We start from the raw sequence: 13,971 nt of genomic DNA on the forward strand, positions 1-13,971 counted from the left end.
GTGTACTCCATCCTGCTGTCGCAACTGGTCGCATTGATAGGTAGTTCTTTTACCTCCTGTGCCGTGATAACGAGGACTCATGCGCCGTCCACACTTGCCACAAATCACTAAACCCGCTCCGAAGAGCGCATCCTTCTCGTGCAGAACCTTGACGACCATCAGCCATAACCGCCCCATGATTGAGTGTCAACTGCTGTTGATTTGATTGAAACTCTTCCCAACTAATATATGCTGGGTGGGCTAGATGAATCATCACCTTCCAATCCGATTGTGGCAGTTGTTGAGTTTTCATCTCAAGAACACGCCCCGTTTTGAGGATGTAGGGGCATTTTGAGGGCGCTGAAATTCGCGGCAACAACCACAACAATTTTTAATCGCCCTCAAAATGACACTATCCTCAAAAAGCGTACTCGCGTATAAAGGTGTTCACGACACCACTCCCAACACGCCTTCTTTGTTACCTGAGGCGAACGGAACGCTTTCGTCGTGTTGGTTTCTTGTGAGGCTACTACTATAACCTCACCCCTGAATACGAATTGCAGGCTGATACAGTTCCTCAACTTGTTCCCAAGCTGTATCTGTCAGATTTTGTAGCTGGGCTGCAAGTAGCAGGGGTTCGTCAAATTTACCCGTTTGCAGTAAGAAGTAAAAATCTTCAATCTCTAAAAACAAATCATTTATCACAAGTTTGCTATAGCCCCCTTGACGCGATCGCGTAGCGCGTCCTACAGCCCAATTGTGCTTCGCACAATTGCCTTGTTCCAAAGGAACAAGGGAGAAGTTTTTTGAAAAAAAACTTATAGGCTGTGCGACGGACGATCGCGCTTCGATTTCCACATAACGTTCCAAAGCTTTTCCATCCTTGTGAGGAGTAATTTTTTTGATTGTGTACAAGTCTGTGCAGTTTTGGTGCAGCTTGGTGATAAAACTCCTCAAGGGTGCTGTGAGTGAGGCAATCCGTGAGCACTCAATCCAGCTTTTTCAACCGCACCGCAAAGAATCATGTCAGCCCATCTGAGGGTTATGGGTTTATCTTGTGTGCGATCGCAAAACATCCTTTTTTGAATTTGACATCGATAGTTCACTTCAATGAGCGCAGAAATGAAAGCCTACTCACTTTGACCTACGCCAAAAAATCATTGATGTCTACGCTGAAGGTAATATTTCTCAACGTCAGTTAGCCAAGCAATTTCGAGTTGCGTTGAGTTTTGTGGAGAAATTACTCAAACAACATCGAGACACTGGAGTGATTACGCCCAAAGTGCGGACAGAACAAGCCCCCACTAAGCTCAACACAGAGCAATTAACCGTTCTCAAACAAATTGTAGAAGCGGCGAGTGATTCAACATTGGATGAACTTCGATCCCAACTCAAACAACAAACACAAGTCAGTATCCGTCGCTCAACTGTAGGCAGGATGTTACAAAAGCTGAACCTGACCGTCAAAAAAAAACCTGCATCCTACGCAAAAAGAAAGTGAGCGGGTTCAACAGCAACGCTTCGAGTTCTGGCAACTGATTCAAGGCATCAAGCGCATTCATACATGATTTTCAAACTCTGAGTCGGGGGTAAATCTTGCATTGGTGCGGCATGAGTGCCCGTGCGCCGTCATGTCAAAGAGCACATGGCGATCGCCCACACCAACGTGGGAAAAACGTCTCTATGATTGGTGCAATTGGTTTAAATCGAGTGATTACTCAATATAGCCTCCAAAACCCGCGCACAAAGGTGGCTCCCCAAGACCCAACGGGAGAGCCAGTCCCCCATCGATCGCTCGCTTACCGCGCCCGTCGGGGGCTGGTCTCACCGCGCTGCCTCACCACGGCACTGGCGATGGCGGACACGCTGCTCAAGTCGGGCATTGCCCTGACTGTGCAGGTGTCCTCCCCAACGCACTGGCTCACCAATTACCCATAATTATTAAAGCATAGTTTGTAGATGCTGAACTAATTGCGGTGCGCCCATTGCACCCTCAATGCGATCGACAGGCTTACCCTTTTTAAATAGTACTAACGTCGGTAGAGCCGAAATTTCATACGCACTCGCTAACTGCGGGTATTTTTCCGTATCAATTTTGACGATTTTCATCTTTCCGGTGAGTTGAGCATTGACTTGCTCTAAAATCGGCACCATCATTTGACATGGACCGCACCAGTCAGCATAAAAATCTACCAACACGGGTAAATCAGAACCTGACAGCATCTCTTCAAAGCTATTGAATTGCTTTTTCGTTGACATATAACACACCAGTTTTTACTGTTTGATTTTAATGGTAGTTCTTGCCCATTGAAATCGGTGTAACATCTTTTTGCTTTTATTGCTGCTTTTTGGAGTGCATTAGACTTCTTGCACTTATTAGCTCGTTTCCAGCCACAGCCTTGTAACCACAGCTAAGGAAATATCAGACTTTTCTGTGCATTAGCCCCAAAAATACATAATTATTTACAGTTGCTTTGGAAATGTAACATAATTGCCGATGAAAGTCCAGTCCAAAGAGGAGTATTTATATCAGCTTTTCTTAAACCTTCGGCTGTCCAAGAATTACAATTTCTCAATATCGAGTAACTGCCTTTTGCCGCATAAAATCCAGCATTATCAGTGTGACCGTTACCTAAACGAATTGAAGTGCCATTAACATCAAGTTGAAAACTAGATTCAATAAAATTTATTAAATGCAAATAATCGTTTTGATTAATTTTAATACATTTAACCTCTAAATAATTGGGTATTATTTGGTAGCCTTTAACGTACATTACAGAAGGAGTGGGAAGAAATAGAGCTTTGAAGGTAGTATAAAGTTTGAGATTTATCAAAGAAGGAGTTGACATATAAAAATCGCGATCGCCCCAACCGAAACTCAAATAATTATAATTTTTAGCATTATCTATACCAATTTCATCTAGAGATAAATATTTATGCCAATCAAAAACACGACTTTCAACTGGCACTATAATATTAGAGTGAATACCAGTATTAGAAACACAAATTTTTATTTCGCAATCATGTTTTGAGTGATTACCCCATTTAGCAGGTATCAAAACACCGCAACATAGGAAAGCTAAACAAAAAAAGATAGCAGCGAAACAATGAGGAAAATAACGGTATAATAAGCGGGGTAAACTCAGATTTTGAATATATTTCATAACAGCCCCAGCACGGTTTGGTAGAAAATTTCAACCAAGTGAATGGGAAAAGTGGATAATTCTAGATATAAACTACAAACAATTAGACAGATGAGTCCCCGCGCACTGTTGTTAGTAAATCCTCATGCCCGCCAAGGACAAAATAATCTGTCCGAAGCAATCGATTATCTGAAAAAACTCGGTTTTGATTTGCTGGAGGAGTCTACAGAAAATGCCGAACAAATACCGGAAGTTATCCAGCGACACCAACATGAAGTTGACTTGGCGATCGTTGGTGGTGGCGATGGCACCTTAAACGCCGCAGTAGATGCTTTAGTAACTAGCCAGTTGCCTTTGGGAATCTTGCCTTTGGGAACTGCCAACGACCTAGCAAGAACTTTAGGAATTCCTAACTCTCTAACCGAAGCTTGTGACATTATCGCTCATGGTGAAGTGCGACGCATCGACCTGGGGTGTGTAAACGGCAAGCATTTTTTCAACGTTGCCAGTCTGGGGCTGAGTGTAAAAATTACTCAGCGACTTACCAAAGAAGTCAAGCGTCGATGGGGAGTGTTTGCTTACGCAGCTACCGCATTGCGAGTAATTTGGGAATCTCGACCTTTTAGTGCAGAGATTCGTCTCAACGGCGAATCGATAAAAGTGAAAACAGTGCAAATTGCCGTGGGTAACGGTCGTTATTACGGTGGTGGGATGACGGTGGCTGAGGATGCCTCAATCGAAGATCAAAGGCTAGACCTCTACAGTTTGGAGATTCGGCACTGGTGGCAAACTATTTTCTTATTGCCCGCTATGCGACAAGGGCGACACGATAATTCGCGGAATGTCCGCACCCTCAATGGTCAAGAATTTGAAGTGTATACGCGTAAGCCGCGTCCCATCAATACCGATGGTGAAATCACAACTTACACCCCTGCCCACTTCCGCGTTATCCCTCAGGCATTATCTGTTTTGATGCCGCCAAGCAAAAAGTTATGAGGATTGGGTAATGGGGAGTGGGGGAGGGGGAGAGTGGGAGGGGGGGGAGGGGGTGATGGGGAGACAAGGAGACAAGGAGAGAAGCCCATTGCCCAATTCCCAATGCCCAATGCCCAATTACCATATTTTTTAATTGAAGTTATGCTTGCGATAGATGAAAATTTGAGGTTTAATGAAATATCCTGAATTGTAATTGCATTTATAACTAATGAAATTGTTTTAATTAAATTAAAGCAGGGTATTGTGGCAAGTCACATCAAATCAAGCCAAATACATTTGAGATTTTCTCAAGATATTAAGTTACTTTTGCAAAGGTTAGCGCAACAGCCGCTGACTTTGGGGGATATTTTGGCAGAAACCTCCCAACGCGGTTTTAGTTTGACGATCGCATTATTAGTTTTACCCTTTTTGTTTCCCATGCCACCTGGATTCACGGGTCCTTTTGGTGGTGCTTGTTTGCTATTGTCTGTACAGATGGTTTTAGGCAGACGCCAGCCTTGGCTACCAAAAAAAATCGCCAATTACAAATTTCCTCGCCTTTTTGCTCAGACACTTTTGCAAAATCTGCGGCGAGTCACTAAAATCTTAGAGAAAATCACTCGCCCCAGGTTGGTGAAAATAGCCGAAAATCCTTTAACTTGGCGATTAAACGGGCTTTGTATCTCTTGGTTGGCAATATTGTTAATTTCACCTGTTCCCCTCACCAATCCTATCCCCACCGTCGGAATCTTGCTATTAGCAGTCGCCAGTATAGAATCTGATGGTTTGTTGATGTGTGTCAGCTATATTTTTACTGCTTTAACTACCTTACTATTTGCATTCATCGCTTATGCAGTGTGGATGGCTCCCAGTTTACTACCCACCATATTTAAATAATAAAAATGCCCTCAGCCAGAAACCGAGGGCAGTAATTTAATTAGGGTGCATCTACCATTCCTTTATCCGTCACAGCTATGGCTGAATCAGGATAAATCTCAAAAAAGTCTTTTCGATTGTAGAAACTTTCTACAACTTAACGTCTCTACAAGGCGGGCATGGTATAAATTGTGATTTACAATAAAAAAACTCTGCCACAAGCTGAGGGTTGGTGGTGAAGGAATATCAGCCAATCTTAATTAATTATATTTTTTCCTACTTGAGATAGATGTGTAAAATATAAATACTCAGTGGAGATTATGCGGATGCATAATATCTAATGAGTAAACGGTTATCTAAGTACTTTCAGTAACATTCCTTTCAGCCAGCTGCCCCAAAGGAGAATTCATTTGCAATGAAAGCAATACGATCGCATCTTGCACCTTATATTGTCGCGGTGCTGGCTGTTGGTAGCGCATGGCTGCTGACACTCTTGCTATACCCACTACTGACACCGCTGATTTCTCCATTGTTTTTTGCTGCTGTGACGGTTAGTGTCTGGTATGGTGGGTTAAAGCCGGGAATGCTGGCTAGCGCTTTGTCTACTTTAGCGATCGGTTACTTTTTAATTAAACCATCCCTTCAGCTATTAGTTGGTAGCTTTGAGACTGTGGTGCAGCTAAGTGTATTCTTGCTGGTGACAATACTAATTAGTTCGCTGTTCTCAAAGTTACGCACAGCCAAAAAGCAGCTAGAGGTGAGTTTGCATTCATTACAAAACAGCGAGTCACGCTTTAGACGCTTGGTTGAGTCTAACATCATTGGTGTAATTGTCACTGATACAGATGGGGCGATCGCCGAGGCTAACGATGCCTTTTTAAAGATGGTAGGTTATACGCATGAGGATTTAGTGTCTGGACGAGTGCGCTGGCGGGATATAACACCACCGGAATATATTGAGGTAAGCGATCGCTCTATTGCCGAACTGAAAATAAAAGGCGTACACGCTCATGTAGAAAAAGAATACATCCGCAAAGATAATAGCCGCGTTCCAATTTTACTAGGTTCTGCAACCTTAGAAAATAATTCACATGTGATAAGTTTTGTACTAGATTTAACTGAATATAAACACGCAGAAAATGCCCGAAAAACAAGCGAAGAACGTTACCGCGTTTTTGTCGAACAAAGTTCAGAAGCTATTTGGCGCTTTGAAATAGAAAAGCCAATTTCGCTTGAGTTATCAGAAGATGAGCAAATTCAGCATTTTTATCAATATGCTTACTTAGCAGAATGTAACCATGTCATGGCACAGATGTATGGCTTTTCTTGTGCCGAAGAAGTTGTTGGCACAAGGTTAGGAGACTTTTTCGTTGCCTGCGATCCCCATAATATAGAATATCTGCGTAGTTTTATTCGTTCTGGCTACCGACTAGTTGACGCAGAATCTCATGAAGTAGATAAATATGGTAATTCCAAGTACTTCGTGAATAATCTTGTCGGAATTGTTGAAAATGGCATATTAATGAGAGCATGGGGAACTCAGCGAGATATCACAGAACGCAAACAAGCGGAAATAGCATTGCTTGAAAGCGAGAAGCGTTTTCGGCATCTAGTAGAATCGAATATTTTTGGAGTGGCGATCGGCGACTTTAACGGGGGGATAAGCTACGCCAACGATTATTTTTTGAATATGGTGGGCTACACGCGTGAAGAACTGGCAAAAAGGGAAATACGCTGGGATGAAATGACACCCCCAGAATACCACGATTTGGAGGTGCAAGCATCAGAAGAAGCAAGAACGCATGGAGTTACCACACCCTTTGAGAAAGAATATATACACAAAGATGGTAGACGTGTCCCGATTCTTCTCGGTGGTGCATTGTTGGAGGAATCTAACGGCATTGAACAAACAATAGTATTTTCTCTAGATTTAAGCGAACGCAAACGAACACAACAAGCGCTGCGTCAACGAGAAAATCAACTGCGCTTGATTACAAATGCTGTACCCGTTTTTATTTCCTATGTCGATGCCGAACAACGCTATCGATTTAATAATAAGAAATATGAAGAATGGTTTGGAGTTCCGGCTTCAGAAATTTATGGTAAGCACATGCGAGAATTTATGGACGAGTCAGTTTATAAGTCAGTTCGTCCTTATATAGAAGCAGTATTATCGGGAGAACAAGTCACTTATGAAATTAACGCACTCGACAAAGATGGCATAAGCCGTTATTTTGAAGTTTCTTACGTTCCCCAGTTGAACGAAGAAAATGCGGTAGAAGGATTTGTTGGCTTAATTAGCGATATTAGCGATCGCAAGAAAGCAGAACAAGAACGCGAACAACTGCTACTTCGAGAAAAAGCCGCACGTACCGAGGCAGAAGCAGCAAACCGCTTGAAAGACGAGTTTTTAGCTACACTTTCTCATGAACTGCGTACTCCCCTAAATGCAATGTTTGGCTGGACTCAACTACTAACTACCCGCAAGTTTGATGAAACTACCACGGCTCGTGCGCTAGAAACAATTAACCGCAATACCAAAACCTTGAAAGTATTAATTGAAGATGTTTTGGACGTATCGCGGATTATTACTGGTAAACTGAATCTGAAAATCACTCCAGTACAACTGATAACAGTTGTGGAAGCAGCACTTGATACTGTGCGTCCAGCAGCTGAAGCTAAAGAAATTCGCCTGGAAAGTATATCCGATTCATCAGTAGCATTAGTTTTAGGCGATGCCAACCGCTTGCAACAAATTGTCTGGAATTTGGTTTCTAACGCCATCAAATTCACACCCCACGGTGGAAGAGTGGATGTGCAACTAGTGCCGATTGATTCACATGTACAAATTCGGGTGAGAGATACCGGAGAGGGAATTGCTGCCGAATTCTTGCCTTATGTATTTGAGCGTTTCCGTCAGGCAGATAGTTCTAGCACGCGATCGCATGGTGGACTCGGATTAGGACTGGCGATCGTCCGTCATTTGGTAGAATTGCATGGTGGCACAGTCCGTGCCGAAAGTCCCGGAATTGGACAGGGAGCAACCTTTATTGTTACTCTACCGCTAAAACCCGCGCTCAAACCAATTACACCAGAGCAATTATCACCCACCGAGGCGAATAAAGTAGCTGAAAATTGTTTGCCAATTCTTGAAGGCTTGCGGGTGCTTGTCGTCGATGATGAAGTTGATGCCCGCGAGTTAATCGCCGCAATGCTAGAACCATTAGGAGTACAAGTAAGAGCAGCTGCATCTGCTATTGAAGCACTTGTTGCCTTGCAAGCATTTCAACCTGATGTCTTAGTAAGCGATATCGGGATGCCAGGAGAAAATGGTTACGCCCTAATTCGTCAACTCAGAGCGCTTGAACAAGAGCAACTCAGACGGATTCCCGCCGTAGCCCTGACAGCTTATGCTAGGGCAGAAGACCGCACGCAGGCGCTTTTAGCAGGCTTTCAGCTACACGTCCCCAAACCAGTCAATCAAGCCGAATTAGCGGCAGTGGTAGCAAATCTTGCCGGACGGACTTGATGGGAATGGGCATGGGGCAATGGGCAATGGGCATGGGGCATGGAAAGAATCGTATTTATTCACCGAAAAAGCGCATCACCGAACTTGTTTAATTCCCAATGCCCGCCCGATGCCCCATTCCCAATGCCCGATGCCCCATTACCCAACAATGACTAGAATGAGAATTAACGTAACGTTTTCTATTAGCTAAAGTGTCAGATTCTCTGCCATTGCGCGATCGCTATCTAGCCTTAATCGACGAAATTGTGCAAACTACCCTCAAGGGTAAGATTAGCTCTGTTGAGCAAGTTTATCAAATGTTGCTCAAGGGGGTGAGTTCGGGGACGGGGGAAGTTTTTGAGTTAGCTTTGAGCGATCGCCTCGCTGCCGCCCAAAGCTTGGTAGACTCAGAAAAAGATGAACTGAAAAAAGCGAAAGCTACACGCAGCTTAAGAGCAATCAAGACGATTGAAAATCAATGGCAACGCACGCAAGAGCAAAATAAAGCTAACAATGCGATCGCCTCCGCAGTGCAAGAAATTAGTAAAGATACAGGCGATCGGCTTGCGGCATTATTGCGCGTCATTGACCCGAACCGAAAGTATCCCCTAAATTTACAACAACTCGGACAATTAGCAAAATCTTTACAGCAGGTACCTGAAAATCAAGAAATTCTCCAACTCTCAGAAGGTATCACCCGTGGTTTAACATCTTGGCAACGACTTTCTGACAATTTGTTGGGCTGGATGTATGACCAAAACCGCTCATCAATCGGATTTGGTGGTGTACCTGGTGAAAACGGTCCTTGGGCAAGTTGGGAAAAGACAGTTAATAGCCCTTTAATTCAAGCACTGTTTCACACGCTGGCAATGGATGCGTCTTTAAGCGAATTTGCTCAACAGCAACGCTTTATTACTGATAGCGACTGGGTGGAATTAACAGTGGTTTTGCAGTACTTGCAACGCGGGTTAGTTAACTGGTTTGACCAACAAGCTTATAACGTCAAAGCTGGTTCAAAGTTATCTATTTCGACTTTCTTGACATTTGCCGCGATTTGGAATCAGTTAGCAAATGCTTTTGCTAGTATAACCCGTTACAGCAATGCTTCTTCGCAAGTGTTGTTACAAATTTTGCGAAACTTTGCCCAACGTCCGTATTTTCCGTTATACGGCGGAATTTTCGCTTCATTTTCGGGAAGTTATTTGCGAGATGCTTTAGATTATTTAGATGAACCGCTGCGACAGGCGGAGGGAACCCAGGAAAAAGCGCGGATTTTGACGCTTTTAGGGTATTCACAGCGAGCAATGGGACAATACGATCGCTCGATACAGTTTCATCAAGAGGCATTGCAGATAGCCAGAAATGCAGGCGATCGCCCTTGTGAAATTGCCAATCTCAACCATCTCAGCCGTACTTACGTTGCCACTGAGAATTATACTGAGGCGATTAACAACAGTCAACGGGCATTGATACTCAGCAGACAAGCAGGAGACAGAACAGGAGAAGCAAACGCACTGGTAAATTTAGGCTACAGCGAAGTTATGCAAGCGCAGCAGCTCAAACAAATTGAACCAGAAACGTATGAAATGGCAATTAACTATTTACAACAAGGCTTAAAGTTATCAGAACAATTAGGCGATATTCAAAGTAAAGCATTGTGTGTCAGCAGCTTAGGAATTGCCTACTTAGTAACAGAACAACCGCAAATCGCCATCAAACATTTAGAAGACGGTTTTAACACAGCGCAAACATCCGGTGATTTATATTTGCAAGGTTTAAATTTAGCTAATTTAGCCGAAGCAAATTATAGCATGGCAAATTTTACCAGAGCAATTTACACAGGTTGTTTGGGAATGTATTTGCTCAATCAAATTGCTTCGCGAGAGTGGCGAAAACCAGCCGCGTTACTGACAATTTTGCAAGGACAAATGGGTGCGGAAGCTTTCAGCGGTGCATTGCAACAACATCGCCCAAAAATCATCGCTGTAATTGGCGTAGATGGATATGATTACATACCGCAACTGTTAGAAGAATACAAGCAAAGTATGTAGTTAATTGCAGAGAATGCAACAATTGTCAATGCCAATAGATAACTTTTTACTAATTTCAAGGCAGGAATTTTTATGCTAAATGTGAACTTAGATGACGAAGCCGAGAAGTATTTAGTGGAGATTCTCGCCCAGGAAAAAACAACAAGTAGTGAATTGATAAAACACCTATTGCATGAATATTGGCAAAGCTTACAGCCGCGTAAAACCGTTTTAGAACGGATGGGTGGGTATCCTGAACATTTATTGCAAGGTCCGAGCGATTTATCCGATCGAGATGCACGGTATAAGTATCTTGCTGAGTATTTCCAGAAACGGTATGAACAAAGCCAGCAGAAGCAAGAAGTATGACTTATTACCCTGTTATTCTTGTCGATAGTTCTGTGATGATAGCTTTTTACAATTCAGCAGATAGGTATCATGTTCAAGTACTTGATTTTTTCACCAGTTGTACTAGTGAGCTCATAACTACAGTAGGATGCATTACTGAGGTAATGTATTTTCTTGCGCCTAATTCGCGGGTACAAAATGTCTTTTTATCACATCTGGCAACTGAGGTATACAAATGTGAACATTTATCAGTAGAAGATTTTGCACGTATCGCCGAACTCAATTCTCAGTACGCTAGTTTACCAGGAGATTTTGCCGATTTGTCATTAGTCGCGGTTTCTGAACGTTTGAATATTAGTGCGATGGCGCAAAGCGCCCGCCATAGGCGATCGCTACTCTTGATAAAGACTTCGACATTTATCGTCGCCAACCATTTGAGCGCGTGTTTTTACCGCAGTAAACTTTTATGTTAACTAAAATTGAAGAGTTCATGTTTCAAGGACGGAACTTCACTCATGCTGTAGTTGAGTTTGCATTAACTCAAGATAAATTATTATTGACAATTGCACCTTGGTGCGATTTAAATTCTACTTTTAGTGCTGAATTTTATGATTATAAAATCACTTCTTTATCTGTAGACCCAAACCCTGACGAACACACAGATTTGAATCTTCCTTGGGATATTATTGGCTTTGATTCTTATGAGTTAGAGTCAAATCGTTGGGAGTTTGTCTTGCATTGTGACGATATTGAATATGTTTTTGAGTCTAGCTTTCCTACATTAGCAGTCAAATAGATGCAAAATAACCAAATCGCTATCGAATTCCGCAATGTCACCTTTAGCCGCAATAATCGTCCATTAGTTTCAAATTTTAACTTCACCATCCGCCAAGGAGAAGCACTGGTATTACTTGGACGCAGTGTTTGTAATCGCCATTAAAATTTCTCTTGGTGTCAATGGACAAAGACCATTGATACTCTGAAAATCTTTTATGTTATGTGTTGCGAAGTAATCTATCTTGGCATCTAGAACTAGGCAGGCAAGCCTTATATCAAATATTCTGGCAGACATAGCATTTCTTTGAGCTGCCAAATCGAAAGTTTTGTTTAAACTCTCAATCGTTGGATAAACTATTTCAAAACTTCCATTCAGATATGTTTGCTGTATTAAATTTCTTGCATCCATTGGTGCTAGAGGGTTAAGCGTCATTGCCGATGCATTGGTGATAATTCTGTACAATTCAACTAAATTTTGCTCGGCAATAACACCCCGAATGTTGTTTGCTTCTAAAATCAAATTTAAAAGCGTAGCGGATTCCGTGTGAAAACGTGATGATTCATCATGGGCATAAACCAAAACATTAGTGTCAAAAAAGACCCTAATCACGCTCATAAATCATTTCTCTTTTTAAAGATTTATCTTTTACCCCCAATTTGAACGTAGGAAAATTATATTTATTCTTCGTTGTAGGGATGATAATCACCTCAACCTCTTCCCCTTCAGTGAGGTTCTCTGGTAAAGTATCATCTAAAATTATTGTTTTGCCTTTGATATAGCCTTTCACGCTTACAAACCTTGCTTTGTGTTTCTTAGTTATTTTAAACTCTATAATGCCGAGTTTATCTGTTCATTGGTCTATTTTACTGTTCTAGGAGGCACGAATCGCGTATCATGCCCAAAATTAGCACATAATTACATAAAACCAGCTTGAACTCACCCATGCCGCAAAATAACCAAATCGCTGTCGAATTCCGCAATGTCACCTTTAGCCGCAATAATCGTCCTTTAGTATCAAATCTCAACTTCACCATCCACCAAGGAGAAGCACTGATATTACTTGGACGCAGTGGAAGTGGCAAAACTACGACAATGAAATTAATTAATCGCCTATTTATTCCTACACAAGGCGAAGTTTTATTTGATGGCATTCCAACAACTCAATGGAATGAAATTAAACTGCGGCGCAAAATTGGTTATGTAATTCAAGAAACTGGTTTATTTCCCCATTTCACTGTTGAACGCAATGTGGGTTTAGTTCCTTCTTTGGAAGGTTGGAAACCGAAACAAATTAAAACGCGAGTTTATGAATTGTTGCAACTAGTCGGTTTAAATCCCGAACAATTCGCCCAAAGATATCCTCATCAACTTTCGGGAGGGCAAAGACAAAGGGTAGGCGTGGCGAGGGCGCTAGCAGCCGATCCGCCCGTTTTAATGATGGATGAACCCTTTGGGGCACTCGATCCAATTACACGTTTAGAATTGCAACAAGAGTTTAGAAGATTACAGCAAGAATTAGGCAAAACGGTTGTTTTTGTCACGCACGATATTCAAGAAGCTTTTGTTTTAGCATCGAGAATTGGTTTAATGTATGGCGGAGAATTGATAGTATTGGATACGCCGGCAGAATTTAGGCGATCGCCTCATCCAGAAGCCCTTGCCTTTCTAGAATGTCTGCGTCAAACCGAAATTCAAGACATATGAACAATTTCTTTCTCATCAAATACACTCCAGAAATCCTTCAACATACGCTAGAACATTTATTTTTGGTAAGCATTGCAATTGTAATTGCCATACTTATAGGCATTCCTTTAGGCATTTTGATTACCCGCATAACTAGCTTGCGCCAACCAATTCTTATTATTGCAAATATTCTGCAGACTATTCCTAGTTTGGCGCTATTTGGCTTACTTATTCCCGTGCCATTCATTGGCGGAATTGGTGCAACTCCCGCAATTGTTGCACTTACTTTATATTCATTCCTACCCATCATCCGCAACACTTATACTGGTATTACTAATGTCGATCCAGCTATTCGGGAAGCTGGGCGAGGTATGGGAATGACAGATACACAATTGTTGCTGCAAGTTGAGATTCCCTTGGCAATGCAAGTGATTCTTGCGGGTGTGCGGGTAGCGACGGTGATTGCGATTGGGATTGCAACCATTGCAGCTGCAATTGGCGCTGGTGGTTTGGGCGAATTAATTTTTCGCGGAATTTCAGTTGTAAATAATGATTTAATTTTAGCTGGGGCAATTCCAGCAGCGATAATTGCTTTAATTGCAGATTTTGCTATTGGTTGGCTAGAAGGTAAATTAAAAGTTAAAAATTAAC

The 13,971-nt window shown here is 42.2% G+C and carries 20 protein-coding genes and 1 pseudogene; 15 read left to right on the forward strand and 6 right to left on the reverse strand.

Annotated elements, in window-relative coordinates; genetic code table 11:
- Both AABK37_RS21975 and AABK37_RS21980 read right to left on the reverse strand, forming a co-directional pair.
- On the reverse strand, positions 1–177 hold a 177-nt coding region (locus AABK37_RS21975; protein ID WP_432553693.1), incomplete at its 3' end, for a zinc ribbon domain-containing protein.
- A gap of 342 nt (positions 178–519) precedes the next feature.
- Positions 520–894: a hypothetical protein gene (locus AABK37_RS21980; RefSeq protein ID WP_432553656.1), complete on the reverse strand. Its 375-nt coding sequence runs from the start codon at positions 892–894 to the stop codon at positions 520–522.
- Between the two features lie 65 nt (positions 895–959).
- On the opposite strand from AABK37_RS21980, the gene AABK37_RS21985 reads away from it, so the two are divergent.
- The 3 genes from AABK37_RS21985 (at position 960) to AABK37_RS21995 (ending at position 1,917) form a co-directional block, all read left to right on the forward strand.
- The gene (locus AABK37_RS21985) at positions 960–1,181 is read left to right on the forward strand and encodes a hypothetical protein (protein ID WP_432553657.1); all 222 of its coding nucleotides are present in this window, start codon (positions 960–962) and stop codon (positions 1,179–1,181) included.
- A 29-nt stretch (positions 1,182–1,210) separates the two neighbouring features.
- Entirely contained in the window at positions 1,211–1,480 is a 270-nt protein-coding gene (locus tag AABK37_RS21990) for a hypothetical protein (RefSeq protein WP_432553658.1), read from the forward strand.
- 95 nt (positions 1,481–1,575) lie between these two features.
- Entirely contained in the window at positions 1,576–1,917 is a 342-nt protein-coding gene (locus AABK37_RS21995; protein ID WP_432553659.1) for a hypothetical protein, read from the forward strand.
- A gap of 3 nt (positions 1,918–1,920) precedes the next feature.
- On the opposite strand, the gene trxA is transcribed toward AABK37_RS21995, so the two are convergent.
- Together trxA and AABK37_RS22005 are read right to left on the reverse strand one after the other, a co-directional pair.
- Positions 1,921–2,238 (reverse strand): thioredoxin, encoded by a 318-nt coding sequence (gene trxA / locus AABK37_RS22000; protein ID WP_432553660.1) that lies wholly within the window; start codon positions 2,236–2,238, stop codon positions 1,921–1,923.
- Between the two features lie 200 nt (positions 2,239–2,438).
- On the reverse strand, positions 2,439–3,143 hold the full coding sequence (locus AABK37_RS22005) for a TIGR02117 family protein (protein WP_432553661.1): 705 nt from the start codon (positions 3,141–3,143) through the stop codon (positions 2,439–2,441).
- 90 nt (positions 3,144–3,233) lie between these two features.
- Here AABK37_RS22005 and AABK37_RS22010 point away from each other — a divergent pair, with 90 nt between their 5' ends.
- The 10 genes and pseudogenes from AABK37_RS22010 to AABK37_RS22055 form a co-directional block, all read left to right on the forward strand.
- Positions 3,234–4,118, forward strand: coding sequence for a lipid kinase (locus AABK37_RS22010; RefSeq protein ID WP_432553694.1), 885 nt, complete (start codon positions 3,234–3,236; stop codon positions 4,116–4,118).
- Positions 4,119–4,128: 10 nt separating this feature from the next.
- Positions 4,129–4,251, forward strand: coding sequence for a hypothetical protein (locus tag AABK37_RS22015; protein WP_432553662.1), 123 nt, complete (start codon positions 4,129–4,131; stop codon positions 4,249–4,251).
- Positions 4,252–4,361: 110 nt separating this feature from the next.
- Entirely contained in the window at positions 4,362–4,994 is a 633-nt protein-coding gene (locus AABK37_RS22020; RefSeq protein ID WP_432553663.1) for an exopolysaccharide biosynthesis protein, read from the forward strand.
- Positions 4,995–5,388: 394 nt separating this feature from the next.
- Positions 5,389–8,502 (forward strand): PAS domain S-box protein, encoded by a 3,114-nt coding sequence (locus AABK37_RS22025; protein WP_432553664.1) that lies wholly within the window; start codon positions 5,389–5,391, stop codon positions 8,500–8,502.
- A 19-nt stretch (positions 8,503–8,521) separates the two neighbouring features.
- The gene (locus AABK37_RS22030; RefSeq protein ID WP_432553665.1) at positions 8,522–8,692 is read left to right on the forward strand and encodes a hypothetical protein; all 171 of its coding nucleotides are present in this window, start codon (positions 8,522–8,524) and stop codon (positions 8,690–8,692) included.
- Between the two features lies 1 nt (position 8,693).
- Positions 8,694–10,532, forward strand: coding sequence for a tetratricopeptide repeat protein (locus tag AABK37_RS22035; protein ID WP_432553666.1), 1,839 nt, complete (start codon positions 8,694–8,696; stop codon positions 10,530–10,532).
- A gap of 72 nt (positions 10,533–10,604) precedes the next feature.
- Positions 10,605–10,880, forward strand: a complete 276-nt coding sequence (locus tag AABK37_RS22040) for a hypothetical protein (RefSeq protein ID WP_432553667.1) — start codon at positions 10,605–10,607, stop codon at positions 10,878–10,880.
- Positions 10,877–11,332 carry a type II toxin-antitoxin system VapC family toxin gene (locus tag AABK37_RS22045; RefSeq protein ID WP_432553668.1) on the forward strand — a complete coding sequence of 152 codons (456 nt, stop codon included), beginning with the start codon at positions 10,877–10,879 and terminating at the stop codon, positions 11,330–11,332. Before AABK37_RS22040 ends, AABK37_RS22045 begins: the two co-directional genes overlap by 4 nt.
- Entirely contained in the window at positions 11,326–11,655 is a 330-nt protein-coding gene (locus AABK37_RS22050; RefSeq protein ID WP_432553669.1) for a hypothetical protein, read from the forward strand. Before AABK37_RS22045 ends, AABK37_RS22050 begins: the two co-directional genes overlap by 7 nt.
- Positions 11,656–11,781 (forward strand): annotated as a pseudogene (locus AABK37_RS22055) (ATP-binding cassette domain-containing protein); the annotation flags it as partial.
- Here AABK37_RS22055 and AABK37_RS22060 read toward each other — a convergent pair.
- Positions 11,767–12,252, reverse strand: coding sequence for a type II toxin-antitoxin system VapC family toxin (locus AABK37_RS22060; RefSeq protein ID WP_432553670.1), 486 nt, complete (start codon positions 12,250–12,252; stop codon positions 11,767–11,769). The pseudogene AABK37_RS22055 and the gene AABK37_RS22060 sit on opposite strands and share 15 nt — an antisense overlap.
- Positions 12,239–12,424, reverse strand: a complete 186-nt coding sequence (locus AABK37_RS22065; RefSeq protein WP_432553671.1) for a hypothetical protein — start codon at positions 12,422–12,424, stop codon at positions 12,239–12,241. The genes AABK37_RS22060 and AABK37_RS22065 overlap by 14 nt, the downstream gene beginning before the upstream one ends.
- 155 nt (positions 12,425–12,579) lie before the next feature.
- On the opposite strand from AABK37_RS22065, the gene AABK37_RS22070 reads away from it, so the two are divergent.
- A complete protein-coding gene (locus tag AABK37_RS22070; protein WP_432553672.1) occupies positions 12,580–13,341 on the forward strand; it encodes an ATP-binding cassette domain-containing protein in 762 nt (253 codons plus the stop codon).
- The gene (locus AABK37_RS22075) at positions 13,338–13,970 is read left to right on the forward strand and encodes an ABC transporter permease (protein WP_432553673.1); all 633 of its coding nucleotides are present in this window, start codon (positions 13,338–13,340) and stop codon (positions 13,968–13,970) included. Before AABK37_RS22070 ends, AABK37_RS22075 begins: the two co-directional genes overlap by 4 nt.
- Position 13,971 lies beyond the last annotated feature (1 nt).

The sequence above is a fragment of the Tolypothrix sp. VBCCA 56010 genome, assembly GCF_050875635.1.
Taxonomy (GTDB): Bacteria; Cyanobacteriota; Cyanobacteriia; order Cyanobacteriales; family Nostocaceae; genus Hassallia.

Bases quoted from the DNA above. Each gene is read 5' to 3' on its own strand.
- trxA (WP_432553660.1), bottom strand. From the start codon at position 2,238: ATGTCAACGAAAAAGCAATTCAATAGCTTTGAAGAGATGCTGTCAGGT.
- AABK37_RS22005 (WP_432553661.1), bottom strand. From the start codon at position 3,143: ATGAAATATATTCAAAATCTGAGTTTACCCCGCTTATTATACCGTTAT.
- AABK37_RS22010 (WP_432553694.1), top strand. From the start codon at position 3,234: ATGAGTCCCCGCGCACTGTTGTTAGTAAATCCTCATGCCCGCCAAGGA.
- AABK37_RS22015 (WP_432553662.1), top strand. From the start codon at position 4,129: ATGGGGAGTGGGGGAGGGGGAGAGTGGGAGGGGGGGGAGGGGGTGATG.
- AABK37_RS22025 (WP_432553664.1), top strand. From the start codon at position 5,389: ATGAAAGCAATACGATCGCATCTTGCACCTTATATTGTCGCGGTGCTG.
- AABK37_RS22030 (WP_432553665.1), top strand. From the start codon at position 8,522: ATGGGCAATGGGCATGGGGCATGGAAAGAATCGTATTTATTCACCGAA.
- AABK37_RS22040 (WP_432553667.1), top strand. From the start codon at position 10,605: ATGCTAAATGTGAACTTAGATGACGAAGCCGAGAAGTATTTAGTGGAG.
- AABK37_RS22045 (WP_432553668.1), top strand. From the start codon at position 10,877: ATGACTTATTACCCTGTTATTCTTGTCGATAGTTCTGTGATGATAGCT.
- AABK37_RS22050 (WP_432553669.1), top strand. From the start codon at position 11,326: ATGTTAACTAAAATTGAAGAGTTCATGTTTCAAGGACGGAACTTCACT.
- AABK37_RS22060 (WP_432553670.1), bottom strand. From the start codon at position 12,252: ATGAGCGTGATTAGGGTCTTTTTTGACACTAATGTTTTGGTTTATGCC.
- AABK37_RS22070 (WP_432553672.1), top strand. From the start codon at position 12,580: ATGCCGCAAAATAACCAAATCGCTGTCGAATTCCGCAATGTCACCTTT.
- AABK37_RS22075 (WP_432553673.1), top strand. From the start codon at position 13,338: ATGAACAATTTCTTTCTCATCAAATACACTCCAGAAATCCTTCAACAT.